12 protein-coding genes are annotated in these 15,437 nt (G+C 71.4%); 6 read left to right on the top strand and 6 right to left on the bottom strand.

The features are described from left to right. Positions 1-50: 50 nt before the first annotated feature. Positions 51-2,300 carry a 4-alpha-glucanotransferase gene (malQ, locus tag AB0I32_RS16760; protein WP_357507996.1) on the top strand — a complete coding sequence of 750 codons (2,250 nt, stop codon included), beginning with the start codon at positions 51-53 and terminating at the stop codon, positions 2,298-2,300. A gap of 100 nt (positions 2,301-2,400) precedes the next feature. On the opposite strand, the gene AB0I32_RS16755 is transcribed toward malQ, so the two are convergent. Beyond that, positions 2,401-3,399 (bottom strand): hypothetical protein, encoded by a 999-nt coding sequence (locus AB0I32_RS16755; protein ID WP_357507929.1) that lies wholly within the window; start codon positions 3,397-3,399, stop codon positions 2,401-2,403. Positions 3,400-3,607: 208 nt separating this feature from the next. Between AB0I32_RS16755 and pepN the strand changes: the two genes are divergently transcribed. After that, the gene (pepN, locus tag AB0I32_RS16750) at positions 3,608-6,163 is read left to right on the top strand and encodes an aminopeptidase N (RefSeq protein ID WP_357507927.1); all 2,556 of its coding nucleotides are present in this window, start codon (positions 3,608-3,610) and stop codon (positions 6,161-6,163) included. Positions 6,164-6,247: 84 nt separating this feature from the next. Here the strand turns inward: pepN and AB0I32_RS16745 are convergent, their stop codons facing one another. Beyond that, the gene (locus AB0I32_RS16745) at positions 6,248-8,275 is read right to left on the bottom strand and encodes a M13-type metalloendopeptidase (RefSeq protein WP_357507925.1); all 2,028 of its coding nucleotides are present in this window, start codon (positions 8,273-8,275) and stop codon (positions 6,248-6,250) included. A gap of 78 nt (positions 8,276-8,353) precedes the next feature. Between AB0I32_RS16745 and AB0I32_RS16740 the strand changes: the two genes are divergently transcribed. Together AB0I32_RS16740 and AB0I32_RS16735 are read left to right on the top strand one after the other, a co-directional pair. Further along, positions 8,354-8,806: a ribose-5-phosphate isomerase gene (locus AB0I32_RS16740; protein ID WP_357507923.1), complete on the top strand. Its 453-nt coding sequence runs from the start codon at positions 8,354-8,356 to the stop codon at positions 8,804-8,806. After that, positions 8,799-9,821: a DNA-formamidopyrimidine glycosylase family protein gene (locus AB0I32_RS16735; RefSeq protein ID WP_357507922.1), complete on the top strand. Its 1,023-nt coding sequence runs from the start codon at positions 8,799-8,801 to the stop codon at positions 9,819-9,821. Before AB0I32_RS16740 ends, AB0I32_RS16735 begins: the two co-directional genes overlap by 8 nt. Before the next feature lie 34 nt (positions 9,822-9,855). On the opposite strand, the gene AB0I32_RS16730 is transcribed toward AB0I32_RS16735, so the two are convergent. After that, complete coding sequence (locus tag AB0I32_RS16730; protein WP_357507920.1) at positions 9,856-11,172, bottom strand: GNAT family N-acetyltransferase; 1,317 nt, start codon at positions 11,170-11,172, stop codon at positions 9,856-9,858. 91 nt (positions 11,173-11,263) lie between these two features. Here AB0I32_RS16730 and AB0I32_RS16725 point away from each other — a divergent pair, with 91 nt between their 5' ends. Beyond that, positions 11,264-11,674: an MGMT family protein gene (locus tag AB0I32_RS16725; RefSeq protein WP_357507918.1), complete on the top strand. Its 411-nt coding sequence runs from the start codon at positions 11,264-11,266 to the stop codon at positions 11,672-11,674. Positions 11,675-11,734: 60 nt separating this feature from the next. Here the strand turns inward: AB0I32_RS16725 and AB0I32_RS16720 are convergent, their stop codons facing one another. After that, positions 11,735-12,847 carry an LLM class F420-dependent oxidoreductase gene (locus AB0I32_RS16720; protein WP_357507916.1) on the bottom strand — a complete coding sequence of 371 codons (1,113 nt, stop codon included), beginning with the start codon at positions 12,845-12,847 and terminating at the stop codon, positions 11,735-11,737. Between the two features lie 126 nt (positions 12,848-12,973). Between AB0I32_RS16720 and AB0I32_RS16715 the strand changes: the two genes are divergently transcribed. Next, complete coding sequence (locus tag AB0I32_RS16715) at positions 12,974-13,366, top strand: hypothetical protein (RefSeq protein WP_357507914.1); 393 nt, start codon at positions 12,974-12,976, stop codon at positions 13,364-13,366. 23 nt (positions 13,367-13,389) lie between these two features. On the opposite strand, the gene epsC is transcribed toward AB0I32_RS16715, so the two are convergent. Both epsC and cysK read right to left on the bottom strand, forming a co-directional pair. Then, positions 13,390-13,986, bottom strand: a complete 597-nt coding sequence (gene epsC, locus AB0I32_RS16710; RefSeq protein WP_357507912.1) for a serine O-acetyltransferase EpsC — start codon at positions 13,984-13,986, stop codon at positions 13,390-13,392. Continuing rightward, complete coding sequence (gene cysK / locus AB0I32_RS16705; protein WP_357507910.1) at positions 13,986-14,921, bottom strand: cysteine synthase A; 936 nt, start codon at positions 14,919-14,921, stop codon at positions 13,986-13,988. The genes epsC and cysK overlap by 1 nt, the downstream gene beginning before the upstream one ends. Positions 14,922-15,437: the final 516 nt, after the last annotated feature.

Below are 15,437 nucleotides of genomic sequence, written 5' to 3'. Positions count from 1 at the left end.
CCGGTGAGCGCCGGTAGATGGCAAGATCTTTCCTTGTGACCGACGAACCGATGCCTGGGTCCACCGGAGACGGCGCCGCCGTGCCGCCGGAGCTGGCCGAGCTGGCGACCGCCCACGGCGTGCAGTGCGTGTACACCGACCATGACGGCCGCGTACAGCACGTCAGCGTGTCGACGGTCGTCGCGGTGCTGGAGGCGCTCGACGTGCCTGCGTCGACCCCGGGAGCGATCGCCGTGAGCCTGGACCGGGTCGAGGACGACGAGTGGCGCGCGATGCTGCCGCCGACCGTCGTGACCCGGGAGGGCACCGAGGTACAGGTCGCCGTGCACGTAGCGGATGGCGCGGACGTGACGGCGTGGATAGCGCTCGAGCAGTCCGAGCAGCCGGTCGTGCCCACCAGCGCCACCCCGTGGCGTGTGACCGCACCGCAGGCGACCACGACCACCGGCTCGTTCGCGGTGGTGCGGGGTCCCCGCGTCCAGCTGCGGCAGGCCGACGTCCACACCGAGCCCCGCACGGTGGACAGCCGCAAGGTCGGGCGCGTGACGTTCACCGTCCCTGCCGACCTGCCGCTCGGCTGGCACACGCTGCACGCCGAGTCCGGCGGCCAGACGGCGCAGACCCCGCTCGTGGTGACTCCCGAGCGGCTGGAGCTGCGCAAGAAGGTCGCCCGCAAGCAGGCCTGGGGCTTCATGGTCCAGCTCTACTCGGTGCGGTCCAAGGACTCCTGGGGCATGGGCGACCTCGCCGACCTGGCCGACCTCGCCTGGCAGACGGCGCACAACGGCGGTGCGGACTTCGTCGGGATCAACCCCCTGCACGCCACCGAGCCGGTGCTGCCGGTGACGCCGAGCCCCTACCTGCCGACGTCGCGCCGCTTCATGTCGCCGCTGTACATCCGCGTCGAGGACATCCGTGAGACGGCGTACCTCTCCGCCGCCGACCGATCGCTCGTGGAATGGGCGGGCGAACCGGTCCGCGAGCTGTCCGAGGACTCCGGGCCGATCGACCGGGACGCCATCTGGGAGGCCAAGAAGGCCGCCCTCGAGGTCGTGTACACGGCCCAGCGGTCGGCGGCCCGGCAGACGGCGTTCGACGAGTTCGTGCTGGCGCAGGGCAAGGGCCTCGTCGACTTCGCGACGTGGTGCGCCATCACGGAGCACCTCGACGGCCGCGACTGGCCGACCGAGCTCGCCGACCCGTCGTCGTCCGGTGTGACGACGCTGCGCAACGCGCTCTCCGAACGCGTCCAGTTCTACTGCTGGCTCCAGTGGGTCGCCGACGAGCAGCTCCATGCGGCGCACCGCGCCGGGCTCGACGCCGGCATGCGGCTCGGCCTGCTCAAGGACCTGGCCGTCGGCTCGTCCCCGGACGGCGCCGACGCGTGGGCGGACGCCGGTGTGCTTGCCCAGGGCGTCTCCATCGGCGCTCCGCCGGACATGTACAACCAGCAGGGCCAGAACTGGTCCCCGGCGCCGTGGCACCCGCGTGCGCTCGCGAAGGCCGGCTACGCGCCCTACCGCGAGATGCTGCGCACCGTGCTGCGGCACTGCGGCGCGCTGCGGATCGACCACATCCTCGGGCTCTTCCGCCTCTGGTGGATCCCGGGCGGCGCACGCGCGTCGGCCGGCGCCTATGTCACCTACGACCACGAGGCCCTGATCGGCATCCTGTGCCTGGAGGCGCACCGTGCCGGGGTGACGGTCATCGGCGAGGACCTCGGCACGTTCGAGCCGTGGATCCGCGACTACCTCGAGGAGCGCGGCATCCTCGGCACGTCGGTGCTGCTCTTCGAGCGGGACGCGGCCGGGGCGCCCATCGAGCCGGAGGCGTACCGCCGGACGGCGCTGGCCACGGTCACCACGCACGACCTGCCGCCGACCGCCGGCTATCTCGCGGGCGAGCACGTGGACCTGCGTGAGCGCCTCGGGCTGCTCACGGAGGAGCCGACGGTGCTGCGGGCCCAGGCACGTGCGGAGCGCGAGTCGCTCGTGGAGGCACTGTCCCGCCGCGGCCTGACGACGTTCGACCCGTCCGAGCGCGAGCTCGTCGAGGGGCTGCACCGCTACCTCAAGGACACGCCGGCCGCGCTGGTCGGCGTGTACCTGACCGACGCCGTGGGGGAGCGGCGCGCCCAGAACCAGCCGGGCACCAACACCGAGTACCCGAACTGGAAGGTGCCGCTGGCTGACTCCGCCGGCACGGTGGTGCTGCTCGAGGACCTGTTCACCCATGCGCGCCTGCGGTCGCTGGTCACGGTCATGAACGAGGAGGACCCCGAGCCCGCTCCGCCGAGGTAGATCCGCCGAGGTAGAGCTGTGGCGAGGTAGAACTGTGGCGCACCCCGAGCGGGGTGCGCCACAGTTCTACCTCGGCGGGGTGGTGCGGTGGAGAGTCGGGTCAGGCGGCGCCGATGCCCGCGCGGGCGATCGAGAACCCGCTGCCGGTCGCGTCGGCCACGCACCTCATGCCGGACTCGTCGCTGACGCACGTGAACCCGTGGGCCTTCTTCTCTGCGCCGTAGTTCAGGATCGCGACGTCGCCCTTCGCCTTCTTGGGCTGGTCCTGCTTGGTGACGCACGGCTGGGTCACGTTGCCGGTCGGGTCGACCTTCGCCACGTAGCCGGACGCGCCGCCGCACGAGGCGTCGGGCGCGGGCTTCTGGTCGAGCTCCGCGATGCCGCAGGTGGCCGCGTCCACGGAGACCGTGCACGTGATGTTGAGCGACGGTGCGGCGAACGTCTCGACGCCGGCCCCGCCGTCGGTCTCCAGGCCCTCCTCCGGCTCCGGCGACGCCGACTGCTCGGCGGCCGGCGTCCCGCCCGTCTCGAGCGTGGTGTCGGGCCTGCCCAGCAGGTTCACCGCGAAGATGATCGCCGCGATCACGAGCAGCACGTCCAGCGCGATGAAGGCGATCCAGCCGGGGCTGAGCTTCTTGCGCCCCGGCTCGGGCCCGTAGCCGTCGGCCGCCGCTCCGGGCACCGGCTGGCCGTACTGGTCGTAACCCTGCGGCGGGTACGGCTGCGGCGGGTACTGGCCGCCCTGTGGCGCCTGCTGCGCGTATGCCTGAGGCTGTGCGTAGCCCTGCTGGTGGGGCTGCTGGTAGGGCTGCTGGTACTGCTCGGTGTAGTACTGCGGGGCGGCGCCGCCGCCGTTGTGGATGTGGACGGACTGCACCACGGGAGCGCCGGGCGCGGCGGGTGCCGGCGTGACAGCCTGCGAGAACTGGCTCGCGGGTGAGATGGCGGGTGGTCTGCGGGTCGCCGCGGAGACCCGCTGAACCGGCCCCTGCTGGACAGGCGTCGGCGCGGTGGGCGGGTCCTGCTCCGGGGACGGCGTACCCGGGTCCTCGTCGGGCCAACCGCCTGGCGGCGGTGGCGGCGGCACTGTGCCGGACATCAGGCGACTCCCTCAGCTCAAATCGGTCGGTCGGGCGACCGCGGTCGATCGTACACAAAGGCGTTACTCGCTGTTACTCCTGCGTGGCATGATCGACGAGTCGTCGCAGGTAGTTCACAGACCGGACGACAACCCAACCGAAAAGGCGCGCCCGTCGGGCGTGCGGGGCGTCATCTGCCGCCCCCGAGAAGACAGACGTGGAGGGCCTGTGCCCGGAGAGAACCTGACCCGCGCCGAGGCGGTCGAACGCGCCGGCGTCGTAGCGGTCGAGTCGTACGAGATCGCGCTGGACCTGACCACCGGCCCGGAGACTTTCGCGTCCGCCACGACTGTGCGCTTCACCGCGACGGAGGGCGCCTCGACGTTTGTCGACCTGGTCGCCCCGTCGGTGCGGTCCGTGGTGCTGAACGGCCGTGAGCTGGACCCGTCGGCAGTGTTCGCGGACTCCAGGATCACCCTGGAGGGCCTGGCCGCCGACAACGAGCTCGTCGTCGTCGCCGACTGCGGCTACACGAACACCGGCGAGGGCCTGCACCGCTTCGTGGACCCGGTGGACGGCGAGGTCTACCTGTACACGCAGTTCGAGGTGCCGGACGCCCGCCGCGTGTTCGCCTGCTTCGAGCAGCCGGACCTCAAGGCGACGTTCCAGTTCACCGTCACCGCGCCCGCGGCATGGCAGGTCGTGAGCAACGAGCCGACGCCGGAGCCGGTCGCCGCGACGGGCTCCATCAGCGAGGACGTCGCCACCTGGACGTTCGAGCCCACCGGACGCATCTCGACGTACATCACGGCGCTCGTCGCCGGCCCGTACGCGGTGGTCCGGTCGTCGCTGACGTCGTCGGACGGTCGCGAGATCCCGCTCGGCGCGTTCTGCCGCAAGTCGCTGTCCGAGCACTTCGACGCCGACTACATCTTCGAGAAGACCCGGCAGGGCTTCGAGTTCTACGAGAACACGTTCGGCGTGCCGTACCCGTTCACCAAGTACGACCAGCTCTTCGTGCCCGAGTACAACATGGGCGCCATGGAGAACGCGGGCTGCGTGACCTTCACGGAGTCGTACGTGTTCCGCTCCAAGGTGACCGACGCCGTGCGCGAGCGCCGCGTCGTGACGATCCTGCACGAGCTGGCGCACATGTGGTTCGGCGACCTGGTCACCATGAAGTGGTGGAACGACCTCTGGCTCAACGAGTCGTTCGCTGAGTACGCGTCCACGCTCGCCACGGCCGAGGCCACCGAGTGGGACGCAGCCTGGACCACGTTCTCCGCGATGGAGAAGTCCTGGGCCTACAAGCAGGACCAGCTGCCGTCCACGCACCCGATCGTCGCCGAGATCAAGGACCTGGAGGACGTCCAGGTCAACTTCGACGGCATCACCTACGCCAAGGGCGCGTCGGTGCTCAAGCAGCTCGTGGCCTGGGTGGGGCGCGAGGCGTTCATCTCAGGCGTCTCCGCGTACTTCGGCAAGCACGCGTGGGGCAACACCGAGCTGCCCGACCTGCTCACGGAGCTCGAGACGACCAGCGGCCGCGACCTCAAGGCCTGGTCGAAGCTCTGGCTGGAGACCGCCGGCGTGAACACGCTGCGTCCGGTGATCGAGACGGACAGCCACGGCCGCATCATGTCGTTCGTCGTCGAGCAGACGGCGCCCGCCGAGTGGCCCACGATCCGCCCGCACCGCCTCGGCATCGGCTTCTACAGCCTGTCCGACGCCGGCGAGCTCGTGCGCACGCACTTCGTCGAGGTAGACGTCGACGGGCGGCGGACCGACGTGAAGGAGCTCGTCGAGCTCGACCGTCCGGCGCTCGTGCTGCTCAACGACGAGGACCTCGCGTACGCGAAGATCCGCCTCGATGCCGCGTCGCTCCGCGTCGCGCTGGAGCACCTGGGCGACATCGCGGACCCGCTGGCCCGCTCCCTGGTGTGGGGCTCGGTCTGGGACTCGGTGCGGGACGGTGAGGTCCCGGCGTCGGAGTACGTCCGCCTGGTGCTCGGCGGCATCTCCCGCGAGACCGAGTCGACGACGCTCCGCACCACGCTCAACCAGATGGTGCTTGCGGCCAGGCAGTACGTGGCGCCGTCGAAGCGGGCGGCGACCCTCGCCGAGGTGGGCGACACGCTCTGGACGCTCGTGGGCGAAGCCGCCGCCGGCTCGGACACCCAGTTCCAGCTGGTGAAGTTCTTCGCGCACGTCGCGTCGACGCCGGCGCACGTCGAGACGCTGTCCGGGCTGCTGGACGGTTCGGTCACGCTCGACGGTCTCGAGATCGACACGGACCTGCGGTGGGAGCTGCTGGAGGGCCTCGTGCTCAACGGTGCCGCGGGCGACGAGGAGATCGACGCGACGCTCGCCGCCGACGACACCGCGACGGGCCGCCAGTCCGCCGCGCGCGCCCGGGCCGCGAAGCCGACCGTCGAGGGCAAGCTGGCCGCGCTGTCGTCAGTGGTGGACGCCGACGTGCCGAACGCGATCATCCGGAACACCGGTCTCGGTTTCGTGCACGTGAGCGACCCGGCCGTACTGGCAGGCGTCGTGCAGCCGTACCTGGACGCGGTGCTCAAGGTGTGGAACGAGCGGAGCTACCACATCGCCGAGGAGATCATCGAGGGCTTCTACCCGGCGCCGCTGGCGTCGGTCGAGCTTCGGGATGCCACGGCCGCGTGGCTGGAGACGAACGCCGACGCTGCCCCGGCCCTGCGCCGCCTGGTCGTCGAGTCGCTGGCCGGCACGGACCGAGCCCTGAAGGCCCAGTCCGCCGACTCCTGACGTGAGGTCGCCGAAGTAGAGCGCCTGTCCGATCTCCCTGGTGACACCAGGGAGACCCGGACAGGCGCTCTACTTCGCGAACTGTCACCAGATGCGGACGCGGTCCTCCTCCGGGAGGTACAGGGCGTCGCCCGGCTGGACGTCGTACGTCGCGTAGAACTCGTCCACGTTGCGCACCACGCCGTTGCAGCGGAACTCGTTGGGGGAGTGCGGGTCCGTCGCGAGACGGCGGAGCACCTCCTCGTCACGGCCCTTGGACTGCCACACCTGCGCCCAGCCGAGGAAGACCCGCTCCAGGGCGGTCAGGCCGTCCACGACCGGCGCTTCCTCCAGGGGCTTGCCGAGCGCGATCCGGTACGCCTTGATGGCGATCGACAGCCCGCCCAGGTCGCCGATGTTCTCGCCGATCGTGAGGCTGCCGTTGACGTGCGCGTCCTCGGCCTGCTCGCCGTCGCCCTCGCCCTCGTCACCCGCGACGGCTGCGGACGCCTCCAGCTGGGCCGGGCGGAACTCGTCGTACTGCGCGATCAGCGCGCTCGTGCGCTTCTCGAACTCGGTGCGGTCGGCGTCGGTCCACCAGTCCTCGAGGCGGCCGTCGCCGTCGTACTTGGAGCCCTGGTCGTCGAAGCCGTGGCCGATCTCATGCCCGATGACGCCGCCGATCCCGCCGAAGTTCACGGCGTCGTCGGCCTCGGGGTCGAAGAACGGGGGCTGCAGGATCGCCGCGGGGAAGACGATCTCGTTCATCCCGGGGTTGTAGTACGCGTTGACCGTCTGCGGCGTCATGAACCACTCGTCGCGGTCCAGCGGCTTGCCGATCTTCGCGAGCTCGTAGTCCTGGTCGAACGCGTTGGACCGGCGCACGTTGCCCACCAGGTCGGCCGCGTCCACCTCGAGCCCTGAGTAGTCGCGCCACTTCACGGGGTACCCGACCTTGGGCGTGAACTTCTCGAGCTTGGTCAGGGCCTTCGCCTTGGTCTCGTCGGTCATCCAGTCGAGACCCTCGATGGACTCGCGGTAGGCCGCCACGAGGGCGTCCACGAGCCGGTCCATCTTGGCCTTGTTCGCGGGCGGGAAGTGCCGCGCCACGTACTCCGCGCCCACCACCTCGCCGAGCGCGCCCTCCACGAGGGCCACGCCGCGCTTCCAGCGCTCGCGGACCTCCTGCGCACCGGTGAGCGTGCGGCCGTAGAAGTCGAAGTTGGCCTCGACGATCTCGTCGGTCAGGTAGGGCGCCCGGGCGCTGACCACGTGGTACGTCATCCAGAGCTGCCAGTCCAGCAGCGACAGCTCGCTCCACAGGGCGGCGAAGCCCGTCGCGAAGTCGGGCTCGCGCACCACCACGTCGTCGAACGCGCCGGCGGGTACGCCGAGCGCCTCGGCCCAGGCCGACCAGTCGAAACCGGGCGCAGACCCGGCCAGGTCGGCCAGCGTCATCGGGTTGTACGTGAGGGTGGCGTCGCGGTCGCGCACCACGTCCCAGTGGTGGGCGGCGAGCCGCTTCTCGAGGTCGAAGACGCGGCTGGCGGCGTCGTCGGCGGAGACGCCCCACGTCTCGTGGACGCCGGCGAAGCGCAGCATCCTGGCCACGTGCGGCAGGTACTTCTTGCGGATCGGGGCGTACTGCTCCTCGCGGTAGTACGCCTCGTCGGGCAGGCCGAGACCGGACTGCCGCAGGTACACGACGTACTTCTCCGGGTCGGTGGCGTCGTTGTCCACCCAGAAGCGGACGCCAGCCGTGCCGCCCGTGCGCTGCAGCGTGCCCAGCGCGTGGGTCAGGGCCGTCATGTCGCCGGCGTCACGGATGAGCGCGAAGTCCTCGTCCAGGGGAGCCGTGCCGAGGCCCGTGATGCGCTCCGTGTCCATGAAGCTCTTGTACAGGTCGCCGATCTTCGAACCGGTCGGCGCGTCCTGGATGATCTCCCGGACGTGCACCTCTGCCTTGTCGTAGAGGTCTCGGAACGCGCCGTCCATGGCACGGTCGGCGGGGATCTCGTGACTGTCGATCCACCGCCCGTTGACGTGGCGGTACAGGTCGTCCTGCGGTCGGGTTGCGGGGTCGAGCGCGTCGAGGTCGATGCCCGACGTGAGACCCGTGGCGTCGGTGGTCATTGCGCCAGCGTACGCAACCTTTGCGCCCGGATTCTCGTGCTGCGCGCCCGACCTCGGAGATGGGGAAGAATGGGGCCCATGCGCCTGCACATCGCCGCCGACCACGCCGGGTACGACCTCAAGCAGCACCTGGTGCAGCACCTCACCACCGCCGGGCACGAGGTGATCGACCACGGGGCCCACGAGATCGACCCCCTGGACGACTACCCAGCCTTCTGCATCTCCGCCGGCGAGGCCGTCGTCGCCGAGCCGGGCTCGCTCGGCATTGTCATCGGCGGCTCGGGCAACGGCGAGCAGATCGCCGCGAACAAGGTGACCGGCGTCCGCGCCGTCCTCGCGTGGTCGCTCGAGACCGCCAGGCTGGGCCGCCAGCACAACGACGCCAACGTGATCGCCGTGGGCGGCCGGATGCACTCGGTGGAGGAGGCGACGTCGTTCGTCGAGGCCTTCGTGGCCGAGCCGTTCAGCGGCGACGAGCGGCACCAGCGCCGCATCGACCAGCTCGCCGACTACGAAGCAAAGCGTGCCTGAGGGCCACACCGTCCACCGCCTCGCGCGGACGTTCGACTCGCTGTACGCCGGGCAGGTCCTCCGGGTGAGCAGCCCGCAGGGGCGGTTCGCCGACGGCGCCGCCGTGCTCTCGGGGCGCCGTCTGGTGGCGAGCGAGGCATGGGGCAAGCAGCTGTTCCTGGGGTTCGAGGGCGATCTGTGGCTGCGGACGCACCTCGGGCTGTACGGCACGTGGACGTTCGCCGGCGCCCCGGACGCACCCGAGGTGGCGCACGCGATCGGCGCGCCGCGCAAGCGCATCGGTGAACGGGAGACCAACCCGGTGGTCGAGCTTGCCGAGGCCCAGACCTCGACAGGCTCGGACGACGGCGAATGGCTCGTGCCCGACCCGCGCGGGCAGGTCCGCGTGCGCCTGCTCGGCGACCACGCAGTCGCGGACCTCACCGGGCCGACGGCCTGCGAGGTGATCACGACCGAGGAGAAGAAGGCGGTCGAGGCGCGCCTGGGCCCGGACCCCATCCGGGACGACGGCGACGTCGAGGCCTTTGTCGCGGCGGTCGGCCGGTCGCGGGTCACGATCGGGCAGCAGCTCATGGACCAGGCGGTCGTCGCTGGGGTCGGGAACATCTACCGCGCCGAGGCGCTGTTCCGGGCAGGCGTCGACCCGCTGCGGCCCGGGCGCGCCGTGCCTGCCACGACGGTGCGCGCGATCTGGGACGACCTGGTGACCCTCATGCGCGACGGCGCCGCCCTGGGCGCGATAGTCACCACCGACCCGGCCGACAGCCCGACCCGGGAGGCGAGTCGAGAACGGGGTTATGACCCCGACGAAGGCTCCGACGAACACAAGCCCGTTGTCGGCGGGCGGCGTCGGACCCGGCAGAACACCGACGGGACGCCCGGCGCCGTGCCGTCCGACCAGGCGTTCTACGTCTACCACCGGGCCGGCCTGCCGTGCCGGATCTGCGGCACACCCGTCCTGACCAAGGAGCTGGCAGGCCGCAACCTGTTCTGGTGCCCTACCTGCCAGACCTGACCGGGCACGTCCCCGACCACAAGGGTGGGGCGGGTCAGAAGACCCAGGAGGATCCGGGCGCGATCGGCCAGCCGAAGGCAGCGCTCGCGCGGGCCAGCGCGTTCGTCGGCTGCCCGGGACGTGGGTGCACCGTGACGAGGCCGGCGGCCGCCAGCGCCGCGAGCGACCTGCCGCCGAGAAACGCGGCGCCCAGCTCGCGCACGTCGAGCGACAGGTCAGGGGCTTCGAACTCGGGGTCGACCCGCTCCACCGACGCCTCGCCGAACGCCTCGGCCCGCAGCCGGTAGACGCCCGCGTTGGCGGGCAGCCGCGCGTCGGTCACGGCGAGCGTGACGTCGACGTCGGCCGCGTACCGGCGTCCGGCGAGCGCGCCGGCGACGTCGACCAGCCGCACCCAGACGTTGTCCGGGGTGCGCGGGACGGCGGCGCGGAGGTCCACCAGGAGATTGGTGATGACGTCGTCCACGGGCAGGACGAACGGCGTGACCTCGTTCGTCAGGTCGAGATCGAGCAGCGCGCCCCACAGGGCCCGGGCCGCTGCGGCGTCGAGCGCGACGACCTCGCCGGCGTGGACCCGCCCGCGCGGGCCTCTGAGCTCCCAGTTCATGGTGCGGCGGAACGTGACGTAGCCGCGCGGTTCGCCGTCGAGCTCGACGATCATGATGCGCCGGGACTCACGCCCCTCGCGGAAGACCGGGGAGTCGTCCCAGAGGATGGCCTGCAGCTCCTCGGTCTCGCGGGTGACCCAGCCCGGCCGGTTGATCCCCGGTAGGCCCGTCGGGGCGGCACCGACCGCGCGGTGGAGGCGGTCGACCAGCTCGCCGTGCTTCTCGCGCGTGGCGACCTCCAGGCGGATCGTGTGCCGTTCCGCGCCCGGCACGTCCCGTAGGGCTGCGCCGCGCGGGATCTCCAGGCGGAGGTCGTCGGCAGCGTGGCCGTAGCCGAACCGGCCGTAGATCGGCGCCTCGGCGGCGAAGAGGGCGCTGAGCGCCTCGCCACGCTCGGCGGAGCGCGCCAGGTGCAGGTCGATCATCGCCGTCAGCAGGCCGCGCCTGCGGTGCTGGGGATGCACGCCCACCCAGGTCAGGCCGGCGGTCGGCAGCTCGGCGCCGGGCACGGGGAACTGCTGGAACGGGTAGGACGCGTGCAGCGCCGCCAGGCCGTCGAAGCCTTCGGCCTCGATCGCTATCGCGCGTTCCCAGGTCAGCGGTGACGGGGTGGCGTCGATGTCGTCGTGGGCGAGGCCCGACGGGAACGCCCACGTGTCCAGCTCGGTCACGAGCCGCTGGTCGTCCTTGGTCAGCGTGCGCCAGCGATAGCCGTCGGGCAGGGCGATCTGAGGAAGTGCCATGCGTCGATCGTGCCACCAGCGGGCAAGTGGAAAACTGCCCGTCGCCGCGCTGCTGGTCTCGCTGTCGGTGTCCGCGTCTACGATCGCATCCGTGACCGACTCGCCGCCCGGAACCCAGCTCACCGACGTCGAGGAGTATGCCGCCGCGGTGCTCGACGTCGTCCGGCGCATCCCCTCGGGCCGCGCGATGACGTACGGGCTGATCGCCGAGATCGTCGGCGAGGACCTCGGCCGGGGCGGGCCGCGGCAGGTCGGGAGTGTTCTGGCCGGGTCCGGTGGCCGGTACGCGCACCTCGTCGCGGACGACGACCAGGACGACGATGCACCCGTGTCCGACGAAGACCGGGTGCCGTGGTGGCGGGTGGTGAACGCCGCAGGATCTCCGCCTCAGCATCACCTGACCGAGGCCCTGGACGCGCTGCGCGCCGAGGGCTGCCCGCTGTCCCGCGACGGCCGCCGCGTGAACCTGAGGCGCGCGGTGTGGTTCCCGGAGGACGACTGAGAGCTGGGGGCTCGACAGGCTCGACCAACGGGGTCGAGCCTGTCGAGACCCCCGCCGCCGTCAGACCTTCTTCGGGGCCACCCGCGAGAGCAGCGCCGACGTCGTCGAGCGTGCCCGCCCGCCGAGCGAGGAGTCCTGCGACGCCGACAGCAGCGCCAGCATGGAGGCCGGGTCGCCCTGCACGAGCATCGTCGTGATCGCCGTGCTCTCCCAGGCCGGCAGCTCGCGCCGGATCTTGTCGATCGGACCGACCAGAGCGATCTCCTCGACGAGCTGCGTCGGGACGGCAGCGGCCGCCTCCTCCTTGCGCCCGGCGAGGTACAGCTCCTGCACCTTGTCGAGCGGCTCCTTGTAGCCGAGCCGGTCGAGCGACTGCTTGTGGAAGTTCGCGTCCTTGGCGCCCATCCCGCCCGCGTACAGGGCGATGTGCGGGCGGATGACGTCGGCGGCGGCCTCGACGTCGTCCCGCACGACGACGGGGACCGTGGCCGCGACCTCGAACCCGTCGGCCGCCGAACGCTCCTCCGAGCGGGCGTCGAAACCCTCGGCGAGCAGCGCGCGGAACTCGTCGTCCATGCGGGGTGCGTAGAAGCCGGCCATCCAGCCGTCGGCGATCTCGGCGGCGAGGGCCACGTTCTTGGGGCCCTGCGCGGCCAGGATGATGGGGATCTCGGGACGGAACGGGTGCACCGTGGGCTTGAGGGCCTTGCCCAGCCCCATCGCGCCGGGCGCCTCCGCGGACAGGGGCAGCTGGTAGAAGGAGCCGTCGTGGGTCACCGGCGCCTCGCGGCGCATCACCTGCCGCACGATGTCGACGTACTCGCGTGTGCGGGCCAGCGGCCGCTTGTACGGCTGGCCGTACCAGCCCTCGACGACCTGCGGCCCGGAGGCGCCGAGGCCCAGCACGAACCGGCCCTTGGACAGGTGGTCCATCGTGAGCGCCTGCATGGCGGTCGCCGTCGGCGTGCGGGCCGACAGCTGGGCGATACCAGTGCCCAGCCGCACGTTCTTGGTGCGCGAGCCCCACCAGGCCAGCGGCGAGAAGGCGTCGGAGCCGTAGGCCTCCGCCGTCCAGACCGAGTCGAGGCCGAGCCTGTCGGCGGCCACGATGAACTGCTGGATGCCCTTCGGGGGCTTGCGGGACCAGTAACCGGTCTGGAATCCGATGCGCATGTGGGGTCACCTCGTCGTGGGAACGTCTTACCTGGGACGGCGCGTCCCAGATACTGCCCACACCCTACCGGCTCACCCGACGGCGTTCCGCCGAGCGCGCCCGGCGGCAATGGATACGGTGGAACGGTGGCCACCTACGACGACGTCGCCCGGCTCGCCCTCGCGCTGCCCGAGACCGCCGAGGGTCTGAGCTGGCGCCACCGTGCCTGGTCGGTCGGGCGCAAGGCGTTCGCGTGGGAGCGCCCGTTCACCAAGGCCGACCTCAAGCGGTTCGGCGACGAGCCGGTGCCGGAGGGTCCGATCCTCGGCGTGCGGGTCGAGGACCTGGGGGAGAAGGAGGCGATCCTGGCCGAGGAGCGGCCGGGGTTCTTCACGATCGCGCACTTCGACGGCTTCGCGGGGATGCTGATCCAGCTCGACGTCATCGACGAGGCGGGTCTACGGGAAGCCCTGGTCGATGCCTGGCTCGCCACGGCGCCGCCCGCCCTGGCGCAGCAGCACGCGGACCGCCTGCGCTGAGGCGGGCGGTCAGCAGCCGCCGGTCAGATCGTGTACTCGATGAGCTCCGACGGGTCCTCGTGCCGAGGGCGTTCGGCCACCGGCGCGTTCGGCACCCGGATCCGCGCGGGGATGCCCACGGCGACGGCTCCGGGGGGTACGTCCTTCACGACGACGGCGTTGGCGCCGATCTGCACGTCGTCGCCCACCCACACGGGGCCGAGCACCTTCGCGCCTGCGCCGACGGTCACGCGGTCGCCGAGCGTCGGGTGACGCTTGCCGCGGTTGAGCGACCGGCCGCCCAGGGTGACGCCGTGATACAGCATGACGTCGTCGCCCACCACGGCGGTCTCGCCGATGACAACACCCATGCCGTGGTCGATGAAGAGCCGCTGCCCCAACCGGGCGCCGGGATGGATCTCGATCCCGGTCGCCGCCCGCGCGAGCTGCGAGAGCAGCCGCGCGGGCAGGCGAAGGGACGGCACCCGCCACATGCGGTGCGCCGCGCGGTAGGCCCAGAGGGCGTGCACGCCGGGATAGGCGAGCGCGACCTCCAGGTTCGACCGCGCGGCCGGGTCGTGGGCGCGCGCGGCGGCCAGGTCCTCGGCAAGAACCCGGAACAGCCCGCGCGCCCGCGCCATCAGTCGACCAGGCCCTCGAACAGCGGGGTGGAGAGGTAGCGCTCGCCGAAGTCCGGGACGATCACGACGATCGTCTTGCCGGCGTTCTCCGGGCGCTTCGCGACCTGGAGGGCTGCCGAGAGGGCGGCACCGGAGGAGGTGCCGACCAGCAGGCCCTCCTCCTTCGCCGAGCGGCGGGCGGTGTCGATGGCTGTGGCGAGGTTGATGTCGATGACCTCGTCGTACACCTTGGTGTCGAGGATCTCCGGCACGAAGTTGGCACCGATGCCCTGGATCTTGTGCGGGCCGGGGGCGCCGCCGTTGAGGATGGGCGACTCCTCGGGCTCGACCGCGACGATCTTGATGTCGGGGTTCCGGTCCTTGAGCACCTGGCCGACACCGGTGATGGTGCCGCCCGTGCCGATACCGGCCACCAGGATGTCGACGTTCCCGTCGGTGTCGGCCCAGATCTCCTCGGCCGTGGTCTCACGGTGGATCTTCGGGTTGGCCTCGTTGGCGAACTGGCGGGCCAGGATGGCGCCCGGGCGCTCCTGGGCGATCTTCTCGGCCGCCGCGACGGCGCCCTTCATGCCCTCGGCGCCCGGCGTGAGCACCAGCTCGGCGCCGTAGGCGCGCAGCAGCGCGCGGCGCTCCTTGGACATGGTCTCCGGCATCGCCAGGACCACCTTGTAACCACGTGCCGCGCCGACCCAGGCCAGGGCGATGCCCGTGTTGCCAGAGGTGCCCTCGACGATCGTGCCGCCCTCCTTGAGCTCACCGGACGCCTCGGCGGCGTCGATGATGGACACGCCGATGCGGTCCTTCACGGAGTTGGCCGGGTTGTAGAACTCGAGCTTCGCGAGAACCGTCGCCTCGAGACCCTCGGTCAAGCGGTTGAGCTTGACGAGCGGGGTGTTGCCGATGAGCTTGGTCGCGTCGTCATAGATGCGGGCCATGTGTTCTTCCTTCACTGTGTGGCGGGTCTGGCTGGAGTCGTGCATGTCCGACGTCGGCGCCCGGGTCGTGCGGATACGTGCCTCGGGACTGGCGTGGAGCGTCTGGGGCTTGGGTGTGACCGGAGCATCGCGCCGGCGCCTGGGCCACGCTCGGCTGAGCCGGTGTGGTCGGGCGCGGAAGCGGACGCTCTACAGACAGCCTCTGGGGCAGCAGTCGGACACGCACATGGAGTGCGCGGCGGCGGTGCGGGTCGGGGCGAGGGCCGAGGTGGGGAGTGCGGAGCGCACGGTGCTCAAGACGTCCTCCCTGCGTGGGCGGCCGGACGGCCGCGCGGCTGCGTGTTCCGTAGCGAGCCATCGGCCCGCCTGGAGCAGATTACGCGGGCTGGGACTGTGAGACAAGATCTGTCTCAGGTATCGATCACGCCTATGCGTTCGGGGTCATCGGAGCGGCGTCGAAGGGGCACGGGCTGCACCCGGACACGACGTCGGCCCCGGTCCGCTGAGGGGCCGAGG

This window comes from Promicromonospora sp. NPDC050249 (assembly GCF_040656015.1).
Classification (GTDB): Bacteria; Actinomycetota; Actinomycetes; order Actinomycetales; family Cellulomonadaceae; genus Promicromonospora.
The sequence above is the reverse complement of the archived record's forward strand: the minus strand, read 5'-3'. Positions and strand labels throughout refer to the sequence as shown.